General features: G+C 35.8%; 25 protein-coding genes. 19 read left to right on the top strand and 6 right to left on the bottom strand.

Translation table 11 applies throughout. The annotated features are described in order from the left end of the window. Window position 1: 1 nt before the first annotated feature. The 9 genes from hisD (at window position 2) to DDY94_RS03265 (ending at window position 8,996) form a co-directional block, all read left to right on the top strand. Window positions 2-1,288, top strand: a complete 1,287-nt coding sequence (hisD, locus tag DDY94_RS03305; protein WP_111682623.1) for a histidinol dehydrogenase — start codon at window positions 2-4, stop codon at window positions 1,286-1,288. Beyond that, entirely contained in the window at window positions 1,285-2,322 is a 1,038-nt protein-coding gene (hisC, locus tag DDY94_RS03300; protein ID WP_111682622.1) for a histidinol-phosphate transaminase, read from the top strand. Before hisD ends, hisC begins: the two co-directional genes overlap by 4 nt. Continuing rightward, complete coding sequence (gene hisB / locus DDY94_RS03295) at window positions 2,319-3,452, top strand: bifunctional histidinol-phosphatase/imidazoleglycerol-phosphate dehydratase HisB (protein ID WP_111682621.1); 1,134 nt, start codon at window positions 2,319-2,321, stop codon at window positions 3,450-3,452. Before hisC ends, hisB begins: the two co-directional genes overlap by 4 nt. Then, window positions 3,452-4,033 (top strand): imidazole glycerol phosphate synthase subunit HisH, encoded by a 582-nt coding sequence (gene hisH / locus DDY94_RS03290; protein ID WP_111682620.1) that lies wholly within the window; start codon window positions 3,452-3,454, stop codon window positions 4,031-4,033. The genes hisB and hisH overlap by 1 nt, the downstream gene beginning before the upstream one ends. Window positions 4,034-4,035: 2 nt before the next feature. Next, entirely contained in the window at window positions 4,036-4,779 is a 744-nt protein-coding gene (hisA, locus tag DDY94_RS03285; RefSeq protein ID WP_111682619.1) for a 1-(5-phosphoribosyl)-5-[(5-phosphoribosylamino)methylideneamino]imidazole-4-carboxamide isomerase, read from the top strand. A 2-nt stretch (window positions 4,780-4,781) separates the two neighbouring features. Next, window positions 4,782-5,537 carry an imidazole glycerol phosphate synthase subunit HisF gene (gene hisF, locus DDY94_RS03280; protein ID WP_111682618.1) on the top strand — a complete coding sequence of 252 codons (756 nt, stop codon included), beginning with the start codon at window positions 4,782-4,784 and terminating at the stop codon, window positions 5,535-5,537. Between the two features lie 42 nt (window positions 5,538-5,579). Beyond that, window positions 5,580-6,188 carry a bifunctional phosphoribosyl-AMP cyclohydrolase/phosphoribosyl-ATP diphosphatase HisIE gene (gene hisIE, locus DDY94_RS03275; RefSeq protein ID WP_262627053.1) on the top strand — a complete coding sequence of 203 codons (609 nt, stop codon included), beginning with the start codon at window positions 5,580-5,582 and terminating at the stop codon, window positions 6,186-6,188. 94 nt (window positions 6,189-6,282) lie between these two features. Further along, window positions 6,283-8,082: a zinc-dependent metalloprotease gene (locus tag DDY94_RS03270; RefSeq protein ID WP_111682616.1), complete on the top strand. Its 1,800-nt coding sequence runs from the start codon at window positions 6,283-6,285 to the stop codon at window positions 8,080-8,082. 128 nt (window positions 8,083-8,210) lie between these two features. Next, window positions 8,211-8,996: a tRNA pseudouridine synthase A gene (locus DDY94_RS03265; RefSeq protein ID WP_111682615.1), complete on the top strand. Its 786-nt coding sequence runs from the start codon at window positions 8,211-8,213 to the stop codon at window positions 8,994-8,996. 53 nt (window positions 8,997-9,049) lie between these two features. Here the strand turns inward: DDY94_RS03265 and DDY94_RS03260 are convergent, their stop codons facing one another. Both DDY94_RS03260 and DDY94_RS03255 read right to left on the bottom strand, forming a co-directional pair. Continuing rightward, on the bottom strand, window positions 9,050-9,484 hold the full coding sequence (locus tag DDY94_RS03260) for a hypothetical protein (RefSeq protein WP_111682614.1): 435 nt from the start codon (window positions 9,482-9,484) through the stop codon (window positions 9,050-9,052). 165 nt (window positions 9,485-9,649) lie between these two features. Then, complete coding sequence (locus tag DDY94_RS03255; protein WP_111682613.1) at window positions 9,650-9,871, bottom strand: hypothetical protein; 222 nt, start codon at window positions 9,869-9,871, stop codon at window positions 9,650-9,652. A gap of 166 nt (window positions 9,872-10,037) precedes the next feature. Between DDY94_RS03255 and DDY94_RS03250 the strand changes: the two genes are divergently transcribed. Further along, window positions 10,038-10,715, top strand: coding sequence for a DUF2461 domain-containing protein (locus DDY94_RS03250; RefSeq protein ID WP_111682612.1), 678 nt, complete (start codon window positions 10,038-10,040; stop codon window positions 10,713-10,715). A gap of 36 nt (window positions 10,716-10,751) precedes the next feature. On the opposite strand, the gene DDY94_RS03245 is transcribed toward DDY94_RS03250, so the two are convergent. Beyond that, complete coding sequence (locus tag DDY94_RS03245; RefSeq protein WP_111682611.1) at window positions 10,752-11,168, bottom strand: glyoxalase; 417 nt, start codon at window positions 11,166-11,168, stop codon at window positions 10,752-10,754. Window positions 11,169-11,325: 157 nt separating this feature from the next. Here DDY94_RS03245 and DDY94_RS03240 point away from each other — a divergent pair, with 157 nt between their 5' ends. Both DDY94_RS03240 and DDY94_RS03235 read left to right on the top strand, forming a co-directional pair. Continuing rightward, window positions 11,326-12,213 (top strand): DUF72 domain-containing protein, encoded by an 888-nt coding sequence (locus tag DDY94_RS03240; protein ID WP_111682610.1) that lies wholly within the window; start codon window positions 11,326-11,328, stop codon window positions 12,211-12,213. Beyond that, the gene (locus DDY94_RS03235; RefSeq protein ID WP_111682609.1) at window positions 12,214-12,609 is read left to right on the top strand and encodes an acyl-CoA thioesterase; all 396 of its coding nucleotides are present in this window, start codon (window positions 12,214-12,216) and stop codon (window positions 12,607-12,609) included. It abuts the gene before it with no gap. On the opposite strand, the gene DDY94_RS03230 is transcribed toward DDY94_RS03235, so the two are convergent. Together DDY94_RS03230 and DDY94_RS03225 are read right to left on the bottom strand one after the other, a co-directional pair. Further along, complete coding sequence (locus DDY94_RS03230; RefSeq protein ID WP_111682608.1) at window positions 12,606-13,844, bottom strand: mechanosensitive ion channel family protein; 1,239 nt, start codon at window positions 13,842-13,844, stop codon at window positions 12,606-12,608. The genes DDY94_RS03235 and DDY94_RS03230 overlap by 4 nt on opposite strands. Further along, window positions 13,837-14,130 carry a DUF3817 domain-containing protein gene (locus DDY94_RS03225; protein ID WP_111682607.1) on the bottom strand — a complete coding sequence of 98 codons (294 nt, stop codon included), beginning with the start codon at window positions 14,128-14,130 and terminating at the stop codon, window positions 13,837-13,839. The genes DDY94_RS03230 and DDY94_RS03225 overlap by 8 nt, the downstream gene beginning before the upstream one ends. Before the next feature lie 154 nt (window positions 14,131-14,284). Here DDY94_RS03225 and DDY94_RS03220 point away from each other — a divergent pair, with 154 nt between their 5' ends. From DDY94_RS03220 to DDY94_RS03205, 4 genes are read left to right on the top strand one after another with little or no spacing between them, the layout of a single operon-like run. After that, entirely contained in the window at window positions 14,285-16,762 is a 2,478-nt protein-coding gene (locus DDY94_RS03220) for a zinc-dependent metalloprotease (protein ID WP_111682606.1), read from the top strand. A gap of 5 nt (window positions 16,763-16,767) precedes the next feature. Next, window positions 16,768-17,211: a hypothetical protein gene (locus DDY94_RS03215; RefSeq protein ID WP_157957230.1), complete on the top strand. Its 444-nt coding sequence runs from the start codon at window positions 16,768-16,770 to the stop codon at window positions 17,209-17,211. Window positions 17,212-17,236: 25 nt separating this feature from the next. Continuing rightward, window positions 17,237-18,517 (top strand): FAD-dependent oxidoreductase, encoded by a 1,281-nt coding sequence (locus tag DDY94_RS03210; protein WP_111682604.1) that lies wholly within the window; start codon window positions 17,237-17,239, stop codon window positions 18,515-18,517. 10 nt (window positions 18,518-18,527) lie between these two features. Continuing rightward, window positions 18,528-18,995 (top strand): GyrI-like domain-containing protein, encoded by a 468-nt coding sequence (locus DDY94_RS03205; RefSeq protein WP_111682603.1) that lies wholly within the window; start codon window positions 18,528-18,530, stop codon window positions 18,993-18,995. Here the strand turns inward: DDY94_RS03205 and DDY94_RS03200 are convergent. Then, the gene (locus DDY94_RS03200) at window positions 18,990-19,913 is read right to left on the bottom strand and encodes a M23 family metallopeptidase (protein WP_111683035.1); all 924 of its coding nucleotides are present in this window, start codon (window positions 19,911-19,913) and stop codon (window positions 18,990-18,992) included. The two genes, DDY94_RS03205 and DDY94_RS03200, sit on opposite strands and share 6 nt — an antisense overlap. Window positions 19,914-20,033: 120 nt before the next feature. Here DDY94_RS03200 and DDY94_RS03195 point away from each other — a divergent pair, with 120 nt between their 5' ends. From DDY94_RS03195 to DDY94_RS03185, 3 genes are all read left to right on the top strand, one after another. Continuing rightward, entirely contained in the window at window positions 20,034-21,587 is a 1,554-nt protein-coding gene (locus DDY94_RS03195; protein ID WP_111682602.1) for a DEAD/DEAH box helicase, read from the top strand. Window positions 21,588-21,861: 274 nt separating this feature from the next. Further along, window positions 21,862-23,001, top strand: a complete 1,140-nt coding sequence (locus DDY94_RS03190) for a Kelch repeat-containing protein (protein ID WP_111682601.1) — start codon at window positions 21,862-21,864, stop codon at window positions 22,999-23,001. 15 nt (window positions 23,002-23,016) lie between these two features. Then, window positions 23,017-23,424 carry a hypothetical protein gene (locus DDY94_RS03185; RefSeq protein ID WP_111682600.1) on the top strand — a complete coding sequence of 136 codons (408 nt, stop codon included), beginning with the start codon at window positions 23,017-23,019 and terminating at the stop codon, window positions 23,422-23,424. Window positions 23,425-23,435 lie beyond the last annotated feature (11 nt).

The following is a 23,435-nucleotide window of genomic DNA, read 5'->3' as shown; positions in this document are numbered from 1 at the left end:
TATGAAGCTAATAGAAAATCCTAAGCGAGAAGATTGGTCAGAACTATTGAGAAGACCAACCAAAACAGTTGATGATATTGAAGCTATAGTGAATACGGTATTTTCAGATGTTGAGAGTCAAGGTAATGAAGCGGTAAATACCTACACGTCAAAGTTTGATAAAGTCGATCTTACTGATATCACAGTATCCGACGAAGAAATTGAGGCCGCTTCAAATCGAGTTTCAAAAGAACTTAAGTCAGCCATAAAATTGGCAAAGAACAATATTAAAAAGTTCCACGAGGCACAGAAGACTGAAAAGGTTTTTTTAAAAACCATGAAAGGTGTAAAATGCTGGCAAGAAAAGAGACCAATTCAAAAAGTTGGATTGTATATTCCTGGCGGAACTGCACCTTTATTTTCAACGGTATTAATGCTGGCCATACCAGCCAAGATTGCAGGATGCAAGGATATCGTGCTATGTTCTCCGCCAAATACTGAAGGAAAAATAGCCGATGAAATATTATACGCTGCTAAATTATGTGGGGTTACCAAAATATGCAAAGTTGGAGGTATACAAGCTATTGCTGGACTCACATTTGGCACAGCATCGATCCCACAAGTATATAAGATTTTCGGACCAGGAAATCAGTATGTCACCGTAGCAAAACAAATTGCAACAAAATACGGTGTGGCAATAGATATGCCTGCAGGTCCTAGTGAGTTATTAGTTATGGCAGATGAGACTGCGAATGCCGAGTATGTGGCTTCAGACCTTTTAAGTCAGGCAGAACATGGCTCAGATAGTCAGGTGATTCTAGTAACAACTTCAAAAGATTTTGCTGCAAACGTAAGTAATGCGGTTGGTAGGCAATTAGAAGAACTTCCGAGACGAAGCATGGCCGCAGACGCTATCAATAATTCAAGAATTATTGTAGTTGAAGATTTTGAAATTGCTTTAGAACTCATTGATGCTTATGGCCCAGAACATTTCATAGTTGCAACAAAGGATGACGATTATTTCGTAGATAATATTGGAAATGCAGGTTCAGTGTTTATAGGAAATTACACGCCTGAAAGTGCCGGAGATTATGCTTCGGGCACCAACCATACCTTGCCAACCAATGGGTATTCAAAGGCGTATTCAGGTGTTAATTTAGATAGCTTTCAAAAGAGCATGACCTTTCAAAAATTAAGTCCAAAAGGCATAAAGAAAATTGGTCCGGCCATAGAGCTTATGGCCGAAGCTGAAGGTCTTCATGCACACAAAAATGCAGTAACATTGCGCTTAAAAGATTTGAAATCATGAATATAGAGAATCTTTTAAGAGAAAATATTAAAACGATAAAAGCGTATTCATCTGCGAGGGATGAGTATAAGGACGCATCGGCCGATATGGTGTTCATTGATGCTAATGAAAACCCCTATCAAACCAATGTGAATCGTTATCCAGATCCACAGCAGACCAAAGTAAAAACTAAACTTTCCGAAATTAAGAAAGTGCCAACATCACAAATCTTACTGGGTAATGGCAGTGATGAAGTTTTAGATCTTATTTTCAGGGCCTTCTGTGAACCTAATTTAGACCATGTCATTACATTACCGCCAACCTACGGAATGTATAGTGTTTTAGCGGATCTCAATGCCGTTGAAATTGTAAAAGTTGAATTAGATAAAACTTTTCAACCTAAAGTAGAGGAGGTTCTAGCACTTCAGAATGACAATTCTAAGTTATTGTTTATTTGCTCACCTAATAATCCAACTGCCAATAGTTTTGAAGCACAGAAAGTCGAAAAACTGATTAAGAATTTTAGAGGTATTGTGGTCATAGACGAAGCTTATATTGATTTTTCTGAACAGGAAAGTTGGTTGAGTCGCTTAGACGAATTTCCAAATCTTATAATTACGCAAACGCTTTCTAAAGCCTATGGTTTAGCTGGGATAAGATTAGGTGTTTGTTATGCTTCAGAATTTATTATTTCAATTTTGAATAAGATCAAACCGCCTTATAATGTTAATCAACTGACACAAGAAAGGGCTCTAGAACGACTAAATCGAACAGATGAAGTAACTCTTGAAGTTTCAAAAATATTAGAGCAAAGACAGATATTAGAAAAAGCCTTGAATTCAATTTCCTTTATTGAAACTGTATTTTCCTCAGATGCAAATTTCATTTTGGTGCGCGTTGATGATGCCTCTAAGCGCTATTCAGAATTGATTGACAAGGGTATTGTGGTACGAAACAGAACCACACAGCCACTTTGCGAAAATTGCCTGCGATTTACAGTTGGGACTGAAGCTGAAAATAAAAACCTAATTAAGACTTTAAAAGAACTCTCATGAAACCTGTATTATTCATAGACAGAGACGGAACCCTCATCAAAGAGCCAGCGGATGAACAAATCGATTCATTTGAAAAACTGGAATTCTACCCAAAGGTGTTTCAATATTTGAGCAAAATAGCTAAAGAATTGAATTTTGAGATCGTGATGATCACTAATCAAGATGGCTTGGGTACCGAAGTCTACCCAGAAAACACGTTCTGGCCAGTACATAATTTTGTGATCAAAACCTTCGAACAAGAAGGAGTAGTGTTTCAAGAACAATTTATTGATAGAACTTTTGCTAAGGACAATGCGCCTACGCGCAAACCTAACACAGGCTTATTAACCAAGTATTTCTCTGAGGATTACGATTTGGCGAATTCTTTTGTGATCGGAGACCGACTCACAGATATTGAATTGGCCAAGAATTTAGGAGCAAAAGGTATTTTTATAAATGACAACACCAATCTAGGTACCGATGAAGTAACTGTTAGTAATTCTGAATTACAAGACTTTATTGCATTAGAATCAAACGATTGGGAGGTTATTTATCGATTTTTAAAAACTACAGAACGTGTTGGTTCTATTGAGCGTAACACCAATGAAACGAAAATCAAGATCGACCTCAATTTAGACGGTACAGGAAAGAGCAATATAGATACAGGCATAGCATTTTTTGATCATATGTTAGATCAAATTGCACGCCATGGACAAATGGATCTGAATATTAAAGTAGATGGTGACCTCGAAGTGGATGAACATCATACTATCGAAGATACAGCAATAGCACTAGGTGAGGTATTTGCAAAAACATTAGGTAACAAATTAGGTATTGAACGCTATGGTTTCTGTTTACCAATGGACGATTGTCTAGCTCAGGTAGTAATTGATTTTGGAGGTAGAAACTGGTTAGTTTGGGACGCTGAATTCAAGCGCGAAATGATTGGTAAAATGCCAACCGAAATGTTTTACCACTTTTTTAAGTCGTTTACTGATGGTGCTAAATGTAATCTGAATATTAAGGTTGAAGGTACTAACGAGCACCATAAGATCGAAGCTATTTTCAAGGCATTTGCCAAAGCAATTAAAATGGCGGTTAAACAAGATGTAGAAAAGATGATTTTACCATCAACAAAAGGAATGCTCTAATGGACTTAAAAATCGTTAATTACGGTGCCGGTAATATTAAAAGCATTCAATTTGCTTTTCAACGCTTAGGATATAATGCGGTTCTCACCAATGATCCAAACGCTTTAATAAAAGCGGATAAGGTTATTTTTCCTGGTGTTGGTGAAGCTAGCTCAGCAATGGCAAAGTTGAGGGAAAGTGGATTAGATACCATTATTCCAGAATTAAAGCAACCTGTTCTTGGTATTTGCTTAGGCATGCAATTGATGTGTAAACATACTGAAGAAGGCGATACCAAAGGATTAGGCATTTTTGATGCTGATGTAAAACGTTTTTCAAACCAAGTCAAAGTTCCACAAATGGGCTGGAATATTGTTAGAAATCTAAAGTCTGACTTGTTTAAAGGTATTAATGAAGGTGATTATATGTATTTAGTGCATAGTTATTATGCTGAAACCTGTGAGGAAGCCATTGCCACAACGGATTACGAGATTGAATATGCTTCTGCTTTAGAAAATGACAATTTTTTCGGTGTTCAGTTTCACCCTGAAAAGAGTAGTAAGGTTGGTGAGCGTTTGTTACAAAACTTTTTAGAATTATAGAAATGAGAATCATTCCTGCAATAGATATAATAAATGGACAATGTGTTCGTCTCACCAAGGGCGATTACGACACGAAAAAAGTCTATAACGAAAACCCGGTTGAAGTGGCCAAAGCCTTTGAAGATGCCGGAATTCAGTACCTCCATGTCGTTGACCTTGATGGTGCGAAGGCCAGTCATATTGTTAATTACAAGGTGTTAGATGCCATTGCTACCAAAACTAATTTGAAAATCGATTTTGGTGGTGGACTTAAGTCTGATGACGATCTGAGAATAGCCTTCGAATCTGGTGCACATCAGATTACCGGAGGAAGTATCGCTGTTAAAAACCCTGAAGTTTTTCAAAATTGGATTTCAAAATACGGCTCAGAAAAGATCATTTTGGGTGCCGATTGTACTAATGAAAAGATCGCTATTTCTGGCTGGCAGGAGGAAAGCGACCTAGAGGTTGTTCCTTTTATTAAAGATTATCAGTCTAAGGGAATATCATACGTGATATGCACAGATATTTCAAAAGATGGTATGCTTCAAGGACCTTCATTTAGTTTGTACGACAAGATTTTAAAGCTGTGTCAATTAGAGCAAAGCGAAGACTCTTTGAAGCTAATTGCTTCTGGTGGAATTTCAAAACTTGAGGAATTACCTAAGTTACAAGAGTTAGGCTGCGAAGGCGTTATTATTGGAAAGGCTATTTACGAGAATAAGATCTCACTTAAACAACTTGAACAGTTTATAATTAACAATTAGTTATGCTCACAAAACGTATAGTTCCTTGTTTAGATATTAAAGACGGACGCACCGTAAAAGGTGTGAATTTTGTTGATCTCAGGGATGCTGGTGATCCAGTGGCTTTAGGAAGACAATATGCTGAAATGGGTGCCGATGAATTGGTGTTTTTAGATATTAGTGCAACTCAAGAAAAACGCCGAACTATGCACGATATGGTTTTAAAAGTTGCTGAACAAGTGAATATACCATTTACAGTAGGAGGTGGAATTTCAACTGTTGAAGATGTTGATGATTTGTTACATTGCGGTGCCGATAAGGTATCTATAAACTCTTCCGCAGTAAAACGTCCTGAACTCATCAATGAACTATCAGAAAAATTTGGAAGCCAATGTGTGGTGGTAGCTATTGATGCTAAAGAAATCAATGGTGAGTGGTTTGTACATTTGGCAGGAGGAACAATTCCAACTGAAATTAAACTTTTTGAATGGGCAAAAGAGGTTGAAGAGCGTGGCGCAGGCGAAATTCTCTTTACTTCCATGAATCACGATGGTACAAAATCTGGTTTTGCAAATGAGGCATTGGCAAGATTATCGGAATTAGTCAACATTCCAATTATTGCTTCAGGTGGCGCAGGGACTGTGCAGCATTTTGTTGATACCTTTAAAGACGGAAAGGCCGATGCGGCTTTGGCTGCTAGTGTATTTCACTTTGGAGAAATACCAATACTAGACTTAAAAAAAGAACTAAAACAACAGGGAATTCCCGTTAGACTGTAATATTTAGAATAGATTCTCAAACTCCTTAAGATTGATAAACAAATTAAAATGGAAATAGATTTCAATAAAAATAAAGATGGTTTAGTACCAGTGATTATTCAAGATGTTGAGACTAAAGTGGTATTAATGTTAGGCTACATGAATGATGAGGCTTATCTGAAAACACTCGAGACTAAAAAAGTCACCTTCTTTAGCCGTTCTAAACAACGTCTCTGGACTAAAGGTGAAACTAGTGGCAACTTCTTGGAACTTGTGAGTATTAAAAATGATTGCGATAAAGATACTTTATTAATTCAGGTGAATCCAATCGGACCAACATGCCACACAGGAACAGATACCTGCTGGAATGAAGACAATAAACAATCTTTTGGATTCTTAACCGAATTGGAAAATATAATCACCTCACGAGTTGAAAATGCTGATTCAAAAAAATCTTATGTGGCTTCATTGTTCGAAAAGGGTATCAATAAAATTGCACAAAAGGTAGGTGAGGAAGCTGTAGAAGTCGTCATTGAAGCCAAAGATGATAACGATGATTTATTTTTGAATGAAAGTGCCGATCTTTTGTTCCATTATTTAATGCTTTTAAAGGCAAAAGGTTTTCAGTTAAATGATGTAGTTTCAGTGCTTCAGGAACGGCATAATTCTTAGATTTTATCGATAAAGAGTAATTTTATACGTTAAAGTGTGGATTTTTGATTTAAAAGTGTATATTGCACAACCAAATCATATTAACCTATTATCCATGAAAAACTTTACCTTCCTACTTGTAATGCTATTCTGCATTTCATTTAGTTCCTCAAACGCTCAACAGTGTGGATTTGATTCACAAAGAGCAAAATTACAACAAGACCCCAATTACCTTCAATTAGAACAAGAAAATGAAGCCCGCATTCAGAGTATAATTCAAAATAGTGATGCTTCAAGAATGAATGGAACAGTTATTACAATTCCTGTGGTTATTCACGTTTTACATCTTGGTGAAGCCGTAGGTGTTGGTTCGAATATTTCAGATGCTCAAATTCAAAGTAGTATTGATAACTTAAATGATTTTTATAGAGGACTTACACCCAACAGTCCTGTAGATTTTGAAATTGAATTTGCATTAGCACAACGCGATCCTAATTGTAATGCTACCACAGGAATTAATCGTATTGATGCCTCAGGTTTGGCAGGATATGCCAATTACGGCGTAAACGTTCTGAATTCCAATGGTGCAAGCTACAATGATATTGTAGGATTAAGCAGCTGGCCACAAACTGAATATTTTAATATCTGGATCGTAACAGAGCTTGATAATAATAACGGTGGCTTTGGCTTTCAAGGTTACGCCTATTTTTATAGTGAAGTTAGTAGTACTCACGGTTCAGTAATGATGTCTACTGTTTTTGGATATGACCCTGGTAATACAAATGGATGGGGACTCAATTCAAACGGTGACAATAGTACAGTAGTACATGAGGTTGGTCATTATTTCAATCTTTATCATACCTTCCAAGGTGACGACACCAATAACGATGGTGTTTCTGATGCTTGTCCGGCTGATACTACGGTTGGAAACAATAGTGATGGTTGTGCCGATACGGTACCGCATCAACGTGAAACAAGTACATGTCCATCAAATAACACGTGTACTGGAAGTGCATGGGTAGATAATAATACCATTTACAATGTAATGAGTTATTACCATTGTACAGACAGACTAACTAATGACCAAAGAACGCGAGCAAGAGCAGCAATGGACGGAACTTTGATCGCAAATTCAAAAGGAGATGAAGCGCCACTTGCTGGATTCACAGCGCCTAACTCGGTATGTTCTACTAATTCACCTACCGGTAATAATTTTTCTGGTATAATGAGTGTTGAATTAAACGGAACATCAATAGGCTCTTCAACTACAGGAATTGATGGCGGGAATTTAGATCGTAGTCAGGATTGTTCTGGTCTGTTTGAAATAGACGCTGATGGCACAAACACTGTTAATGTAACTGTTGCGCCTGGTAACTTCCATCAAGTTGGTCTCTGGATCGATTGGAATAACGATGGAGATTTTAACGATGATGCTGAGCAACAAGGTCTAAATGATGATATTGTTGGTGGTGCTACGACCGGAATTACGATTACTAATCCATCTACAGTGCCTTATGATAGTTTTGTAAGAATGCGACTGATCACTGATGTAGACGATAGATTTTCTGGAGTTAATCTGATTAATTCTGCTTGTTATTCATCATTAGTTTACGGGCAATCTGAAGATTATGTGGTTTATGTTGAACCAGCGACCTTATCGATTGAAGATAATGCTTTAAATAATCTTAGTATCTATAGTTCTACGAACCCAAAAGAAATCGTTGTTAAAGGTCAACTATTAGGCGATACTGCTTTGAGTTTATATGATATTCAAGGTCGAAATATTCTAAATCACAACTTAGACCAAGACTTTACGACGCATACAGTTGATGTATCAAGCTTTAGTAGCGGTGTTTATATCGTAAGATTAGAATATAATTCTCAAATTATTTCCAAGAAGCTAATTATCAATTAGAATTATCAAATAAAATAAACGAAAGGCATTAATATAGAATCTGTATTAATGCCTTTTTATTTTGGTCGTACTAGGGATAAAACGAACCTTTACTTTGTCAATTTCTATAAAATGGCGTTCTTGCCACTATGTTTGATAAACGCTATTATTATCTTATTAAAATTCAGTATTTAGGCTATCGATTTCACGGTTGGCAAAAGCAGCCAGACGTGAAGACTATTCATCTTATGATAGATCGAACGCTTAAGTACATTTTAGGTGATACTAAATTTAAGACTTTAGGCGCGGGACGCACAGACGCCATGGTATCAGCTAACGAAGCAGCATTAGAATTATTTATCTACAATAATCCTATTACAGATTTTGAGGATTTTCTAGCGGAATTCAATCTGAATTTACCTCAAGATATAAGAGCATTATCTATTTCTGAAGTAGATAAGGATTTCAATATCATACAAGATTCAAAACTCAAAGAATACCATTACTTATTTTCTGAAGGAAAAAAGAATCATCCTTTTTGTGCACCGATTTTAACAACCATACTAGAACCTCTTGATGTCGATATAATGAAAATTGGCGCCAAACTGTTTGAAGGAACTCATAATTTTAGAGCCTATTGCTATAAAGCTACCGAAAACGGTGAGTATACCAGAACAATAGATTATTGTGAAATTGTGGATAATGATATCTATCAAGCTAATTTTTTTCCTGATCAGACTTATGTTTTCAAAATAAGAGGGAAGGGTTTTATGCGCAATCAAATACGTTTAATGTTTGGCTGTCTTATAAAACTCGGCCGAGGTGAAATCAGTTTAGAATACATAGAAGAAACTCTAAAAAGTGATTACACTGAACCTATGGATTATATCGCGCCAGCTTCAGGGCTAATTCTTCATGCTTTAAAATTTGAATAAAAAAAAGGAATCAGCCGAAACTAATTCCTTCTTTAAGATTGGTTGGTTATAATTTAATTGATCCAGCCATTGGCATGTGATTTTCTCGAGAACCATACCAAAAATGCTGCAATGGCAATGACAGCATAGGCCATATATTTATTAGCGCTGAAATCAACGCCTTTTAGATCAGCAATAAATAAGAAATACACCATCATTACTGTGGCGGTTAAAAATGATAAGATAAGTAAGATCTTAGCAAATTTCTTCCTTAGCAAAAGCAGTAAACAGCCTAAAGCACCAGAAAATACTGCAATAGCAAATAAAGCAGTATACCATGCTGGTAAACCATTCATAACATCTAATTGTTCTGGAGTGTAAGCACTTGTATGCGCTTCTGTTTGGTAGGCCTGACTTATATATCCATGTACGCCCATGGCATTCCAAAGTAGAGCAATTACACTAACGATCCAAAACCAAATTGGGGGCTTGTTTGCAGTTGTAGTCATAATAATGTCGATTTAATATTAGTTAGTTTTTGCAGTTTTTACCTGCTGATTTAATCAACAATGTATAAAAAAAATAATAGAGTGTTAAAATTTAGGATTAAAATAGTGCGATAAAAAAAGGGTAAGAATCGTAATTCTTACCCTTTAATATACTGTGTATTTGTATTATTCTACAACATGAAGCTTAGGTTCTTTATCAACAAACTTACCGTTTATGGACTCACCTAAAATAAGAACCTCTTTCGAGCGTTCGTACATTTTAATGGCACGATGCATTTGTAATTTGGTGCCACTATATAGTTTTACACCGGATTTTGAACCTTTGTTTCTGATTTCAATATAGAAACCATCCTTAAGCTTTGTTGGTCTTGTTGCTGGTCTACCCATAAAATTAGTGTGTGTTTTTAAATGTACCGCATTATACTGAAAATTCCGTCAAATCACAAGTTTATTTGTAACTATTCTAAACTGAGTTGTGAACATCAAAGACCTTAAGGTATTTTAACAAAATTGAAACAATGAATTTTATACTTTTATATCAAATAAAATTTACATGTCGAATCGTATACCAGCCGAAACCCTTACATTTTTAAAGAAGCTTTCAAAAAACAACAATAGAGATTGGTTCAATGAACATAAACCTGAATTTAAAGCCATAGAATCTGAGGTAAAATCAGCTTATAATTATCTAGGCGAACTTATGAATAGTCATGATCAAATCGAAAAAACCAAAGTTTTCAGAATTTATCGCGACGTCAGATTTTCAAAAAATAAACTGCCTTATAAAACCCATTTCGGAGGGTCTTTCGCACGTAAAAAACCAGAACTACGAGGTGGCTACTATTTGCATATTCAACCAAATAATGAATCTTTTATTGCAACCGGATTTTGGGAACCCAACAAAGAAGATCTGTTTCGCATTAGAAAAGAATTTGAAATGGATGATAGTGAAATGCGTGAAATTCTAAACGATAAGACATTCAAATCAACTTGGGGTGAATTTGTTGGCGAGGAGCTTAAAACTGCTCCTAAAGGCTTTGATAAGGAGCATCCTGCTATCGATCTCATAAGAAAAAAGCAATTCATTTTCATTAAGAAATACACGGACAAAGAAGTGTTAGCGAATGACTTTTTAGAAAACGTCGATTCGGCCTTTAAAAATGTGCGTCCGTACTTTGATTATATGAGCGATGTACTCACCACGAATCTCAATGGTGAGTCATTACTATAAGGAGCAGCAATTCAACTACTGATAGATTGAAATTGTTTACATGGCTTTAAGCACCTGCGGATTTGTAAAGGCCTGAATACTATCAAGTAGGCGTTCCTTCACAATATTCATCATACGCTTATTCAGTGCTGATGAATTTTGAATGTAAATTGTATATTCTTCCTCCGTAAATTGCCCAATGATCATTCCTTTGACAGAATTTCTGAACTTCATGTCTTTATGAATGGCATTATCAATATAGGCCAATTGTTTGGTTAGACTTAGCTCGTAGAATACATTCTTTCGTTTTCCAATATAATTTTTGAATACAGCAATAAAAAGATCGTGTTGCATCTTAATTATAGGACGAAGTGTTTTGTTCTGAAATAACTCGTCAGGACTCATAGAATCATAAATTTTTGCAGAAGATATTACTGGTCTAATTGCCAGTAATTGCTCAGAACGTGTAGCCATGGTTAAGAATTTAGGATTAACTTGGAATTAAATTTAAATATAAACCAAGGCACAAAGATAAAACAGTAATTATGTTGTTAACGGTGTTATTAACATTTCATTAATTCGAGATTGAAAAACAGACCTATTAACCTTATCTTTGAGTAAAAGAAATCTAGTGAAATTCGGAAAAGTAGAACATCCAGAGCTTGTTGATTTAACATTACCTGAAGATCATCCGTCTACAAAAGAAATCTTGCTAGTTGATCCTTCTGAAACTACCCAATTTTTTATTGGTTGCCCAAGTTGGAACAAAGCCAGTTTAAAGGGATTTTATCCTAGAGGCATTAAAGATGAACTAGAATACTATTCGCGACAGTTTAACGCAGTAGAACTTAATGCCACTTTCTATAGAATTTTTCCACCAGAGCAATTTGAAAAATGGTATCATAAAACACCGCAAGACTTTAGTTTTTTCCCAAAATTAAATCAGGAGATTAGTCATTGGAAACGTTTGAATGAAGACGTTGCTCCGGTAGTCTATAATTTTCTTTATAGCGCCATAAATCTAAAGGAAAAATTGGGATGTATCTTTTTACAGATGCCAGAAAATTTTGCGCCTAAGGATTTTGACCGTGTGGTGAATTTCATGAAGTCCTGGCCAAAAGAAATTCCATTGGCTGCAGAATTTAGACATACAGCTTGGTTTAGTGATGATTCAATTTCTGAAGATTTGTATCAACTTTTAGAAGCGAACAACATATCGAACGTTATTGTTGATAGTCCTGGAAGACGAGATATCATGCACATGCGGCTCACCAATTCTAGAGTATTTGTGCGCTACGTAGCGACTAATCATCAAAGCGATTTCAAAAGATTAGATGAATGGGTTGAGCGACTTGCACTATGGAAATCTTACGGAATACATCATGTTAACTTCTTTATTCATGAAGATGTTCAAAAGGACAAGCCAATGCTTTCAAACTATTTTATAGAACAATTAAATTCTGAATTGGGTATGAATTTGAAAATACCCAACGCAGAGCAACAACAGAAATTATTTTAAATGAGATTTCATACACGTAAATGGGTAAAACCCGAAGACCTGAATCCTAATGGTACTCTTTTTGGAGGTGAGTTATTGGCTTGGATCGATGAAGAAGTAGCACTTTATACTATTATTCAGCTTGAAAACCCTAGAGTGGTAACCAAGTTCATTTCTGAAATTAACTTCATGGCATCAGCGAAACAAGGTGACATTGTAGAAATTGGTATTGAAGTTATAAAATTTGGCAAGACATCTATGACCATGAAATGTAAGGCCAGAAATAAAATGACTCGCGAAACCATACTAACCGTTGATAACATTACAATGGTAAATCTTGGTGAAGACGGGCAACCTAAGCCTCATGGCAAAACTAAAGTAGAATACGTTAGCGACCGGTTAAATAAAAAGGATTAGTCAGTTGTGGCAACTGCCAATTCGTAAATTTCAAGATCAAAGAACTTTACTGATGCAAGTACATGATCAAAAATATCTGCCATTATAAATTCATAATTCTGCCACCTGATATCGCTACTAAACGCATAGATTTCCATAGGTATTCCTTGTGGTGTAGGCTCTAGCTGTCTAACCATTAAGGTCATATCCTTATTAATCGCCGAATGATTATCCATGTAGGTTTGAAGATATTTTCTAAATACACCAAAATTGGTCAGATTTCTACCATTTATTAAAACTGATTTATCTATACCACGTTCAGCGTTATGCTTCTTAATAATTTCAGAAGCGTTATTCATATAATTTGTAACGAGTTCAATTTTTTTGAAACGTTCTATATCTTCATCCGTAAGAAATTTAATTGTAGAAGTTTTTATGATCACTGAACGCTTAATACGTCTGCCTCCAGAATTCATCATTCCTCTCCAATTCTTGAAAGAATCCGAAATAAGTGCATAGGTAGGAATGGTTGTAATGGTTTTATCCCAATTCTGCACTTTAACAGTTGCTAGAGTAATTTCAACAACATCACCATCAGCGCCATATTTTTCGAAAGTAATCCAGTCGCCAATACGTACCATATCGTTTACGGTAACCTGTATACTCGCTACAAATCCAAGAATACTATCCTTAAATACTAACAAAATTATTGCTGATGCGGCACCAAGACTCGTTATGAATTCCCAAAAGGTTATGCTGGTAATTATAGCAAATATTGAAAAAATAGCCAGTAACCACAGGAAGATCATAAATACCTGAATATAGCTGTACAGAGGTTTGTCTTTATATTGTGGTAAGGTTTTCAAGTAATCTCGCACCGAATACAAGAAATTCTTCACAATGCGAAGCGTCAGCAATATGGCAATAACCTTTAAGGTCTTTTCGATGATATTTTCGATGTATGGAAAGTCGGAAAACACATCAGGCACAAATTCAATAAGCAACATTAGCGGAATAATATGCGCAATATTTCTCGGTAGCTTATTCTTGATCAGGATATCGTCAAAATTAGTTTTTGTGCGCTTAGCTAAACTTGAAGAAAATTTCCAGAGTAGACGTTTAGTGACATAGTCTACAATAAATGCAATGAGCAATAACCCGACCAAAAGTATGATCATATTCAGGTATTTTGCAGTGTCTGCAGCAATGCCATTTTCGATCAACCAATCATAAATCGTATGTCTTAAATTATGCATGGGCGTTCTTTAAATATTTTTTATCAACATAAAATGTTCCAAAGGGAATAATACCAGCAATTAAAACGGTCCATAGCGTTTTATTAGACCATTTCATGTCCTTACTGATAAATATCGCCATTGCTATATAAGCTAAGAATAAAACCCCGTGAGGCATGCCAAGCATCCCTACATATTGTGGATCGTCAGCAAAATATTTTAACGGTGTAGCAATAAACAAAAGAAGGATATACGATGTACCTTCTAAAAAGGCTACAATTCGAAATGTCGTTAATAATGTTGACATAGAAAGTTTTTGCAAAAATACTTTAGAAATCAAGAATAACCATAGATTTTTAACAGGATTTAAGAAATCGACCTCAACATGATTTCAATTAATTATCTTTATCCAATCGAAATTTTTTCAAATAAATCATCCAAAAACATATCTATTAACTGACATGAAAAAACAATTCTCATTACTGCTCATTTTATGTTTAATTTTTTCTGTTAATACAACAGATGCTCAATCGAGAAGAAAGAAGAAAAAAGACGCTAAAAAAGAACAAACTACACCAGCAGCACCGAAGAAAAAGAAAGGAAAAATCAAAGATTACAATGAAGTGATCACATCAGACGCCAAAACTGATGTAGGTCTTTTTGATGTGCATTTAGTTGGTGAAAAATACTATTATGAGATCCCCATTGAGTATTTAAATACAGACATGTTATTGGTAAGTAGAATAGCGAAATTACCAGCAAATTTAGGTGGTGGTTACGTCAATGCAGGAACGAAGACCAATACACGAATGATTAATTGGGAACGCTTTAAAGATAAAATTTTGATAAAGGAAAAATCATCGAGTGCCGTGGCAGCCGATAGTCTTCCAATCAATGTGTCCGTAAGATCTAATAACTACGAACCTACTTTATATGCGTTTGATATTGCTGCCTATTCAAAAGATTCCCTGAACGTTGTCATAGACGTAACGAATTTTTACAGTTCAGATGTGAAGGCCTTAAGTGGTATGCCAGCTTTTTTTAGAAGACAATATAAAGTTAGGAATTTAGATAAGTCAAGAAGCTTTATCAATTCAGTTAGAAGTTATCCGAAAAATATTGAAGTCATTCAGGATTTCACATATAATGCTGCCGAACCACCAAACAATAGTGGTGACGAAACGATAAGTGTTCAGATGAATCAATCGATGATTCTGTTGCCGGAAGAACCTATGCAACCGCGTTATTTCGATGATAGAGTAGGTTGGTTTACTTTAAGTCAGTACGATTATGGCAGTGATGAACTCAAAGCAGATCGCAAAACATATATTCGCCGTTGGAAATTGATTCCAAAAGATATAGAAGCCTATAAACGTGGTGAATTGGTTGAACCTATTAAACCAATCGTTTACTATTTGGACCCTGCAACTCCAATGAAGTTTAGATCATACATGAAAGAAGGTATTGAACTCTGGCAGAAAGCCTTTGAAGCGGCCGGATTTAAAAATGCCATCATTGCAAAAGATCCACCAACTAAGGAAGAAGATCCTGAGTTTAGTCCAGAGGATATCAGATATTCTGTAGTTCGATATGTCGCCAGTACAACTAGAAATGCTACAGGTCCGAGTGTCTCAGACCCTAGAAGTGGTGAAATTATTGAAAGTGATATTATTTGGTATCATAACCACTTAAGATCGTATCGTAATAGATACTTGCTAGAAACAGGGGCTGCAAATCCTTCGGCAAGAACGCTTAACACTCCAGATGAAGAAATAGGGGAAATGATGAAAATGGTGATTGCTCATGAAGTTGGTCATACGCTTGGTTTACCGCATAATATGAGCGCCAGTTATGCCTATGATGTTGAAAGTTATCGAGATGGCGCATTTACTCAGAAAATGGGTATAGCCACCACTATAATGGATTATGCACGTTACAATTATATTGCGCAGCCTGGTGATGAAAATATCAGATTTATACGTCAATTAGGACCTTATGATGATTATGCCATTAATTATGGATATCGTTTTATCCCAGATGCTAAATCTGCAGATGATGAAAAAGAAACTCTAAATGGCTGGATCATGGAAAAGGCAGGTGATCCGATGTATAAATTTGGAAAGCAGAGTAGCCGTTTTGATCCAACTGCACAGACCGAAGATATTGGTAATAATAGTATTCTAGCGAGTACCTACGGCTTAAAAAATCTTAAAATTGTTGCTGAAAATTTACCTAGTTGGACAAGCGATAAAACCGATAACTACAGTGATCTAGCAGAATTATATGGCGAATTACTAGGCGTTTGGAGTCGTTATGTTGGTCATGTTGTAACACATGTCGGCGGTGTTGTTGAAGATAGTAAAAACCCATCGCAAGAAGGTACAGTCTACAATCCGGTTGACAAGGCCTACCAAAAAGCGGCAATAGCATGGCTACATAAAAATGCTTTCGCAACTCCAAATTGGTTAATGGACAAAGACATTCTGAAAAATATTAATTACGCTGGTTATACCGATCGTATTAGAAGTCTTCAATCTCGTCATTTAAATAACCTCATGAATTTTGAGCGCTTAGGAAGACTGATCGATCATAAAGCCATGGATAGTAAAAACTATTCAGCCTTAGATATGCTTAAGGATTTGCGTTTAGGTATTTGGTCTGAAACGACTACAGCATCGAATGTAAATGTTTTCCGAAGAAATTTACAACGCGCATACATCGACCGTATGGCTTATTTAATGACCGAAAGTCTCAATCCATCACGCACGCGACAATACTATAATGTTAACCAGTCTGATGTGAGAGCTATTGTAAGAGGTGAGTTGAATCAATTAAAGCGTGTTTTAAATTCGGCTTCAAAATCGGCAGTAAATACAGATACAAAATACCATTATAGAGACTGTATTGAGAGAATTAATACTATCTTAGACCCAAAATAATCAGCATGAAAAAGTTATTAGTTTTTGCCTTATTGTTAAGTTTTGCGATCCCGACTATGAGCTCGGCTCAAACGGAGAAATTCGATTCTCTGTATGAAAAGAATAAAACCATCATAAATTCTAACATTTACCAATTTAATGGTGATTGGGTTTTTGAAGGAAGAAATCGTGAAGAGCTCGTTAGTTCCAATAACTTCATGAAAATAGATGGTAAGGCTGTTGAGGGTACGTTTCATGCTCTGTCTTCAGAAAGACGAGTAATTACCTATAATGATGAATTGTCTGATTACAAGGTGAATTTTAATGATTCAAAACAGGAGATTACTATTAAATTTGTTCTTAGTGGTCAGAATATCATTATTGATCTAAAACCTAATGGGAAGGCATTTATTAAGATGGATGGACCATTAGGAAAAATCACTCAAGTTGGAAAAATCTCAAAGCTTTAATCACTCGACATAAGTGCTTAATTCAATGAATCGAGAAGATTATAAAATTCATATCGTAGGTGCTGGAATAAGTGGGTTGATTGCTGCAAAAACTTTAGAAGAAAACGGCTATCACCCAATTATCATAGAAGCAACCAATAGTGTAGGAGGAAGAGTAAAGACTGATATCATCGACGGATATCAGCTAGATCACGGATTTCAGGTGTTATTAGAAGCATATCCTTATGCCCAAAAGCACTTAGATTATTCTAAATTAGATCTTCAAAAATTTCTTCCTGGAGCTTTAATTTTCAAAGATGGAAAGTCACATTTAATCGGTGATCCATTTAGAGCTTTAAGTCTTACAATTCCAACGTTGACAGCTAATGTTGGTTCGTTGATCGACAAAATTAGAATCTTAAAACTCAATACGCATTTAAAACGAAAGTCTATTGAGGAAATTTTCGAATCTGATTCAAAATCAACCCTAGACTATTTAAAGGATACCGGATTTTCAGACAAAATCATTAATACGTTTTTTAAGCCTTTTTTCTCTGGAATTTTTCTTGAACCAGACCTAAAGACCTCGAGTCGTATGTTCGAATTTGTATATAAAATGTTCGGCGAAGGTTTGGCAATGATTCCCAAAGATGGTATATCGGCAATCTCCGAACAACTTAAAGACAGTTTGAAGCATACTAAATTCGAATTTGAAAAAATGGTTCGTCAGGTTAATGATACTAATATTGTTTTAGACTCAGGAGAAAAGATCGATACGCATTTTACCATAATTGCAACCATGGCCAATGATCTTGTTGGTAATTTAAAAGATCAAAGCCATGCCTGGAAATCGTGCTACAATCTATATTTTGAAGTGGATAGTAGAACGATTAACAAGCCAGTCATTGGCTTAATTGCTGACGATTCAGCCTTGATCAATAATGTTTTCTTTCATAATAGTGTATCGACTACCAATAAAGGAAACAAAGAACTACTCTCAGTAACTGTAGTTAAAGACCATAACTTAAGTGAGGAGCAACTGATAAAGAAAGTGGAGGAGGACCTTTTAAAGTATTGCAATATTCAGACCTCTAGATTCATAAAATGCTATCATATTCCTAGAGCTTTGCCAGATGTAGAGTTTTTACAATATGATATTTCACCAACCGAGTCGCAATTAAAACCAACCATTTATTTGGCTGGCGATTATTTACTCAATGGCTCATTAAACGCAGCAATGATCTCTGGTGAACGTGCGGCACAAGGTGTAATTATGAGCTTGGAAGATGGCCTTAAGGTCGATAATCTCACTTCTGAATATATTTAAATAGAATATAATGAAATCACCAAAAATCGTTGACATTGATCAAAAGTTGGTCATCGGTATGAAAAGTCGAATGAAGCATGGTGAGTTTCAAAAGATTGTTTCGCTCTGGAAACAATTTATGCCCAGAAGACAGGAAATTACAAATGCAATAAACCGTGAATTTATAGCTCTTCAAGAGTATAATGACTCAAATAATGTTGAAGAACCTTTCGACATTTGGGCGGCAGTAGAAGTTTCTGATGAGCGTCATGTTCCTGATAAAATGAATTCGTTCATCATTCCTGAAGGCTTGTATGCAGTTTTCTTGCATAAGGGCATGGATGCAGGTAAAACTTATCAATACATCACTACGGAGTGGTTGCCTTCATCGGGATATGTAATAGATAACAGACCTCATTTTCAGGTGATGGGTGAAAAGTATAAAAACGGGAGTCCCGATTCTGAGGAGGATTTTTACGTTCCTATTCGAAAATTATAATTCCAAAATCAATTTCTGACCAATCCTAAGTGTAGAATTACGTTTTATTTTATTCGTTCTGCAAATGGCCGTAATCGTCGTGTTATTGCGTTGAGATATTCGTGAAAGTGTATCACCCTTTCGAACTACATATACTTTGCGTTGTTTTTCTAAACTGGCTAGAGCTTCTTCTTTAGTTTCATAAAGTGCCAGCTTAGATAAGCGTCTCGAGCTGTGATAACTTGGTCTAGTCCATTTACGTGTAACCCAAATATCTTTAGATCTCATGGTGTTGGTCTCATCAAAATTGAATAGGTATTCAGGATGAATATCTTCGCCTTTATAAGTCGTTACCAAATGTAAATGACTACCACGAGAATTACCCGTATTACCGCCTTTTCCAATGTACTGCCCTTTGGCAACGGTGTCATTGACCTTCACACCAATTTTTGATAAGTGTGCGTAAGTGGTTTCTAGACCATTGTAATGACGCACAACTACAGTTCTTCCATGGCCTCGGCTATAGCGTGCAAAACGTACCACACCATCAAGCATACTTACTACAGAATCTCCTGTGATCAAATCAATATCAATACCTTTATGTGGTCGTCCTCTTCGCCATCCATAGCGCGATGTGATGATTTTTTTTCGAGAAATTGGGGAAGCGTAGGTGCTGTCTTCAAACTTTATATTTAAAGGAAATTCGGTAATTGTATTTTTATAGGGATTATAAACGGTCGTATCCCAAAACTCCCCTTTGATATCAACACTTTGAGTTTCTGAATGTGATTGAATAGGAATTTCAATTTCGTTGACTAAGGCTGCTTTTTCAAGGGTTGATGGGAGTTTAATCGTAATTTTCTGAGACAGACTATCATTTTGCGCAGAAGCAAAACAGCAAAACATTAGAAATGTGAGGCAGAGGGTTAGGGTTCTCATTAATTCAATTAACTTTTGACTGAATGAACGCGAAATTAAAACAAATATTGTTAACCACAAATGCCTTTAACATCTCTTAAAATAACTTAATTTTGCAACTTAAATTTTACAAGTATTTATATGTCGCAGAATCAGCAAGCTATTCAAGAAAAGAAAACAGATAAGGAATTATATGAGTATCAACAAGGTGCAATTAGTCAGATCTTTGATAAGTTTGATAATGCTCCTGAAGATTACCATTTACTTTATCAATTACCAACAGGAGGAGGTAAGACCGTTATTTTTTCTGAAATGGTTAGACAATACTTGAAAAATCACAATAAGAAAGTTTTGGTCATGACCCACCGTATTGAGCTTTGTAGGCAAACCTCTGAAATGCTTACAAGCTTTGGGGTTACTAATAAGGTGGTTTATAGTAAAGCCAATTTAGATGATCAATCAAATTATTCGTGTTTTGTGGCCATGGTTGAAACTCTAAATAACCGTTTGAACGACAATATGCTCGATATTTCTGATGTCGGTTTGGTTATTATTGATGAGGCACATTACAATTCGTTTACGAAGCTATTTAAGTTTTTTGAAAAGTCATTTATTCTCGGAGTTACAGCAACCCCTTTGAGTTCAAACAAAGAACTACCCATGAAGGATAATTATGACGAATTGATTGCGGGTGAAACCATTGAAAATCTTATAGAAAATGAATTCCTAGCCAGCTGTGAAACCTATGCTTATGATATGGGATTAACATCTCTCGAAGTAGGCTCTAATGGCGATTATACCGTAAAATCATCTGAAGATCTTTACACGAGTCCGGCGATGCTTCAAAAGACTGTTGATGCTTACAAAAAACATTCTTTGGGTAAGAAAACCTTGATCTTTAATAATGGTATAAACACATCCATAAGTGTTTATTATGCTTTTAGACAAGCAGGTTTACCAATTATGCACTTAGATAATACGGCCACTAAAAAACAACGTCGTCAAATTCTCGATTGGTTTCACGAAACACCAGATGCTATATTAACCTCAGTAAGTATTCTTACAACAGGCTTTGATGAACCTACTATAGATACCATTATTCTGAATAGAGCTACGAAGTCATTGACACTTTATTATCAAATGATTGGTCGCGGGTCTCGTATTTTGAATAACAAGTCCACCTTCAAAGTGATAGATCTAGGAAATAATTTATACCGATTTGGACCCTGGGGCGCTGATCTCGACTGGCAGTTGATATTTAAATCCCCAAATTGGTTTGCTGATCGTATTAAAAGCGATGAAGCAATTGAGGCGAATTTTAAGCATGAACTTGCCGATGAGATCAAAGATGAGTTTTCTAAATCTGAAGAGACTTACTTCGATATCAGACAAACCTATAAAGATGCGGTCGACGCCGGTGAATCCTCAAAAGTAGTATTGGAACGTTCCATAGAACAACACGCAAAAATCTGTATCGAAAATAGCGAAGATGTGTATGATGCGTTGGCTTTAGCTAAACTCCTAAAGGATGATATCAATCAACGAATTGAAATTTATGCAAAGTGTATTAGCAAAAGTACAGGCAACTTTTTAAAATGGTTAAAGGACGATTATCAGAAGAAACTGAACTCTTATTTAAGAGCAAATTTTGATGAAAAGTTTGAAGAAATTCACGGCTTTCCACCAGAGGATTAAGTGTCAATTAGTTTTTAAGAAAAATATTATGTAGTTTTATAATCACCCTTTCTACAAATTTTCCTTTCTCTTGTTATCCCTAATTTACAATGTAACGGTTTAACCGTTTCCTGCTTATCATATGTAAAATTGTTGACTAACATATGATATTATTCTATTTACTTCAATTACAAAAGTGGCATTCTATTGAATATCAGTAATGCCTAAATTTCCTTATACATCATAATTCTCTGAACCCTGACAATTTAGCAATTAACCAAAAATCAATATAATTATGAGTACAGCAAAGGATACAAATGTTACTGTTACCATCGATACAGAAAACATTACGGAGTCCAACAAACGTCAAATGGTCGCATTTTCTGATGACCTCGGTGATCCAATAAGTGTAATAGGTGACCCAGAAGATTTCGTTTCTGGAGTGTATAAAAATCAATTGGTCACATGGACTGCTATTGCAAAAAATGGAATTACCCCAATAGCAATTCAAAACGTTAAGAAAGATGGCGGTTCTTTATTAATGGAAGACATTCGTAGAGGTGATGGCGCCAATAGATATACCGCTAAAATCAAAGATGACAATTCAATAAATGAAGGGGATGAAGAGAGTTATAGCATCACTTTCAATCTAGCTGGATATGAAAGTTTAGCCGGAAATAATCAGGCAGGTGCCATAATTTCGGTAGGTGCAAAATGTGCCTATATGAACAATTATGGAACAAACGTTTGGAACGTGGTTTCTGATGCACCATTCGATGTTGAGGGTATTGCAGGTGAAAACACTAAAGGCATGATTGTATATGCTGGAAATCGAGTAGCCTATATGGATAATTATGCCAGTAATATTTGGCATGTTTTGAGTCCGGCTCCATTTAAAATCGACGGAATAGCAGGCGATAACTATCATGGCGTTATAGCTTTTGGTGGTAACCGTGTCGCCTATATGAACAACTATGGAGAGAATAAATGGCACGAGGTAGCTGAGGCACCATTTGATATTGAAGGTATTGCTGGTGAAAACACACGAGGTGCTATTATTTATTCTGGTAGTACTGTTCGAATTATGAATAATTATGGTGAAAACAAGTGGCATCCTGTTGCCGATGCGCCCTTTTTACTCCAAGGCATCTCAGGAGATAATAGTGTAGGTGTTGTTGGTTATTCTGATAATCAGGTGGCTTATATTAATAATTATGGTAGTAGAGCATGGACATCGGTTCTAAATGCGCCTTTCAATATTGAAGGTATTTCAGGTAATAATTCTGCTGGGCCGATAATCTTTTCAGGTTCTGAAGTTGCCTATATGAATAATTATGGTGCTCAGGCCTGGAATATTGTTGCACCAATACCTTTCGATCCAAGGGCCTTTACAATAGACCCTAAGCTTCAGATTAGAAAACCATCATCTCGATAATCAAAACTAACAATTATGGCAACACATATAATAACCCTTTTCGCAACCAAGGAAAAACCAACACCTCTAACTATACTCGATGATGAAGGTCATCAATCGAATACAGACGGAGGTGACAAAAATTTAACCACGACGTTTAACAAAGGCGATACAATCATATGGAAAGTTGATATATATTCTGATATTTCTAGTATCGATGCAATTACCCAGTTAGAAACGAGGCTTGGTAAAATTGGTGTAATAGCGCCAATATTTAAATCAAAACCCTCATTAATGAATAACGGAACAAAAAATTGGTCTGCCGAGTTAAGAAAAGATATTTCCTTCGATAGTCTTATCGTAGAATACACAATAACCTATACTGTTAATGGTAAGCAACATACGCAAGATCCAAAATTGCAAATAAGAAAACCTTCATCCTAAAAATCAATTTT

Origin of the sequence: Winogradskyella tangerina (assembly GCF_003260205.1) — a bacterium.
In the GTDB taxonomy this organism is placed as follows: domain Bacteria; phylum Bacteroidota; class Bacteroidia; order Flavobacteriales; family Flavobacteriaceae; genus Winogradskyella; species Winogradskyella tangerina.
This window is presented reverse-complemented; position numbering and strand designations above follow the sequence as displayed.

Excerpts from the sequence above, each read along its gene's own strand:
- DDY94_RS03220 (WP_111682606.1), top strand. The coding sequence starts at position 14,285 with ATGAAAAAACAATTCTCATTACTGCTCATTTTATGTTTAATTTTTTCT.
- hisC (WP_111682622.1), top strand. The coding sequence starts at position 1,285 with ATGAATATAGAGAATCTTTTAAGAGAAAATATTAAAACGATAAAAGCG.
- hisF (WP_111682618.1), top strand. The coding sequence starts at position 4,782 with ATGCTCACAAAACGTATAGTTCCTTGTTTAGATATTAAAGACGGACGC.
- DDY94_RS03210 (WP_111682604.1), top strand. The coding sequence starts at position 17,237 with ATGAATCGAGAAGATTATAAAATTCATATCGTAGGTGCTGGAATAAGT.
- DDY94_RS03185 (WP_111682600.1), top strand. The coding sequence starts at position 23,017 with ATGGCAACACATATAATAACCCTTTTCGCAACCAAGGAAAAACCAACA.
- DDY94_RS03225 (WP_111682607.1), bottom strand. The coding sequence starts at position 14,130 with ATGTCAACATTATTAACGACATTTCGAATTGTAGCCTTTTTAGAAGGT.
- hisD (WP_111682623.1), top strand. The coding sequence starts at position 2 with ATGAAGCTAATAGAAAATCCTAAGCGAGAAGATTGGTCAGAACTATTG.
- DDY94_RS03190 (WP_111682601.1), top strand. The coding sequence starts at position 21,862 with ATGAGTACAGCAAAGGATACAAATGTTACTGTTACCATCGATACAGAA.
- DDY94_RS03205 (WP_111682603.1), top strand. The coding sequence starts at position 18,528 with ATGAAATCACCAAAAATCGTTGACATTGATCAAAAGTTGGTCATCGGT.
- DDY94_RS03200 (WP_111683035.1), bottom strand. The coding sequence starts at position 19,913 with ATGAGAACCCTAACCCTCTGCCTCACATTTCTAATGTTTTGCTGTTTT.
- DDY94_RS03270 (WP_111682616.1), top strand. The coding sequence starts at position 6,283 with ATGAAAAACTTTACCTTCCTACTTGTAATGCTATTCTGCATTTCATTT.
- hisB (WP_111682621.1), top strand. The coding sequence starts at position 2,319 with ATGAAACCTGTATTATTCATAGACAGAGACGGAACCCTCATCAAAGAG.
- DDY94_RS03265 (WP_111682615.1), top strand. The coding sequence starts at position 8,211 with ATGTTTGATAAACGCTATTATTATCTTATTAAAATTCAGTATTTAGGC.
- DDY94_RS03235 (WP_111682609.1), top strand. The coding sequence starts at position 12,214 with ATGAGATTTCATACACGTAAATGGGTAAAACCCGAAGACCTGAATCCT.
- DDY94_RS03195 (WP_111682602.1), top strand. The coding sequence starts at position 20,034 with ATGTCGCAGAATCAGCAAGCTATTCAAGAAAAGAAAACAGATAAGGAA.
- DDY94_RS03215 (WP_157957230.1), top strand. The coding sequence starts at position 16,768 with ATGAAAAAGTTATTAGTTTTTGCCTTATTGTTAAGTTTTGCGATCCCG.
- DDY94_RS03245 (WP_111682611.1), bottom strand. The coding sequence starts at position 11,168 with ATGGCTACACGTTCTGAGCAATTACTGGCAATTAGACCAGTAATATCT.
- hisA (WP_111682619.1), top strand. The coding sequence starts at position 4,036 with ATGAGAATCATTCCTGCAATAGATATAATAAATGGACAATGTGTTCGT.
- DDY94_RS03250 (WP_111682612.1), top strand. The coding sequence starts at position 10,038 with ATGTCGAATCGTATACCAGCCGAAACCCTTACATTTTTAAAGAAGCTT.
- DDY94_RS03255 (WP_111682613.1), bottom strand. The coding sequence starts at position 9,871 with ATGGGTAGACCAGCAACAAGACCAACAAAGCTTAAGGATGGTTTCTAT.
- hisH (WP_111682620.1), top strand. The coding sequence starts at position 3,452 with ATGGACTTAAAAATCGTTAATTACGGTGCCGGTAATATTAAAAGCATT.
- DDY94_RS03230 (WP_111682608.1), bottom strand. The coding sequence starts at position 13,844 with ATGCATAATTTAAGACATACGATTTATGATTGGTTGATCGAAAATGGC.
- DDY94_RS03260 (WP_111682614.1), bottom strand. The coding sequence starts at position 9,484 with ATGACTACAACTGCAAACAAGCCCCCAATTTGGTTTTGGATCGTTAGT.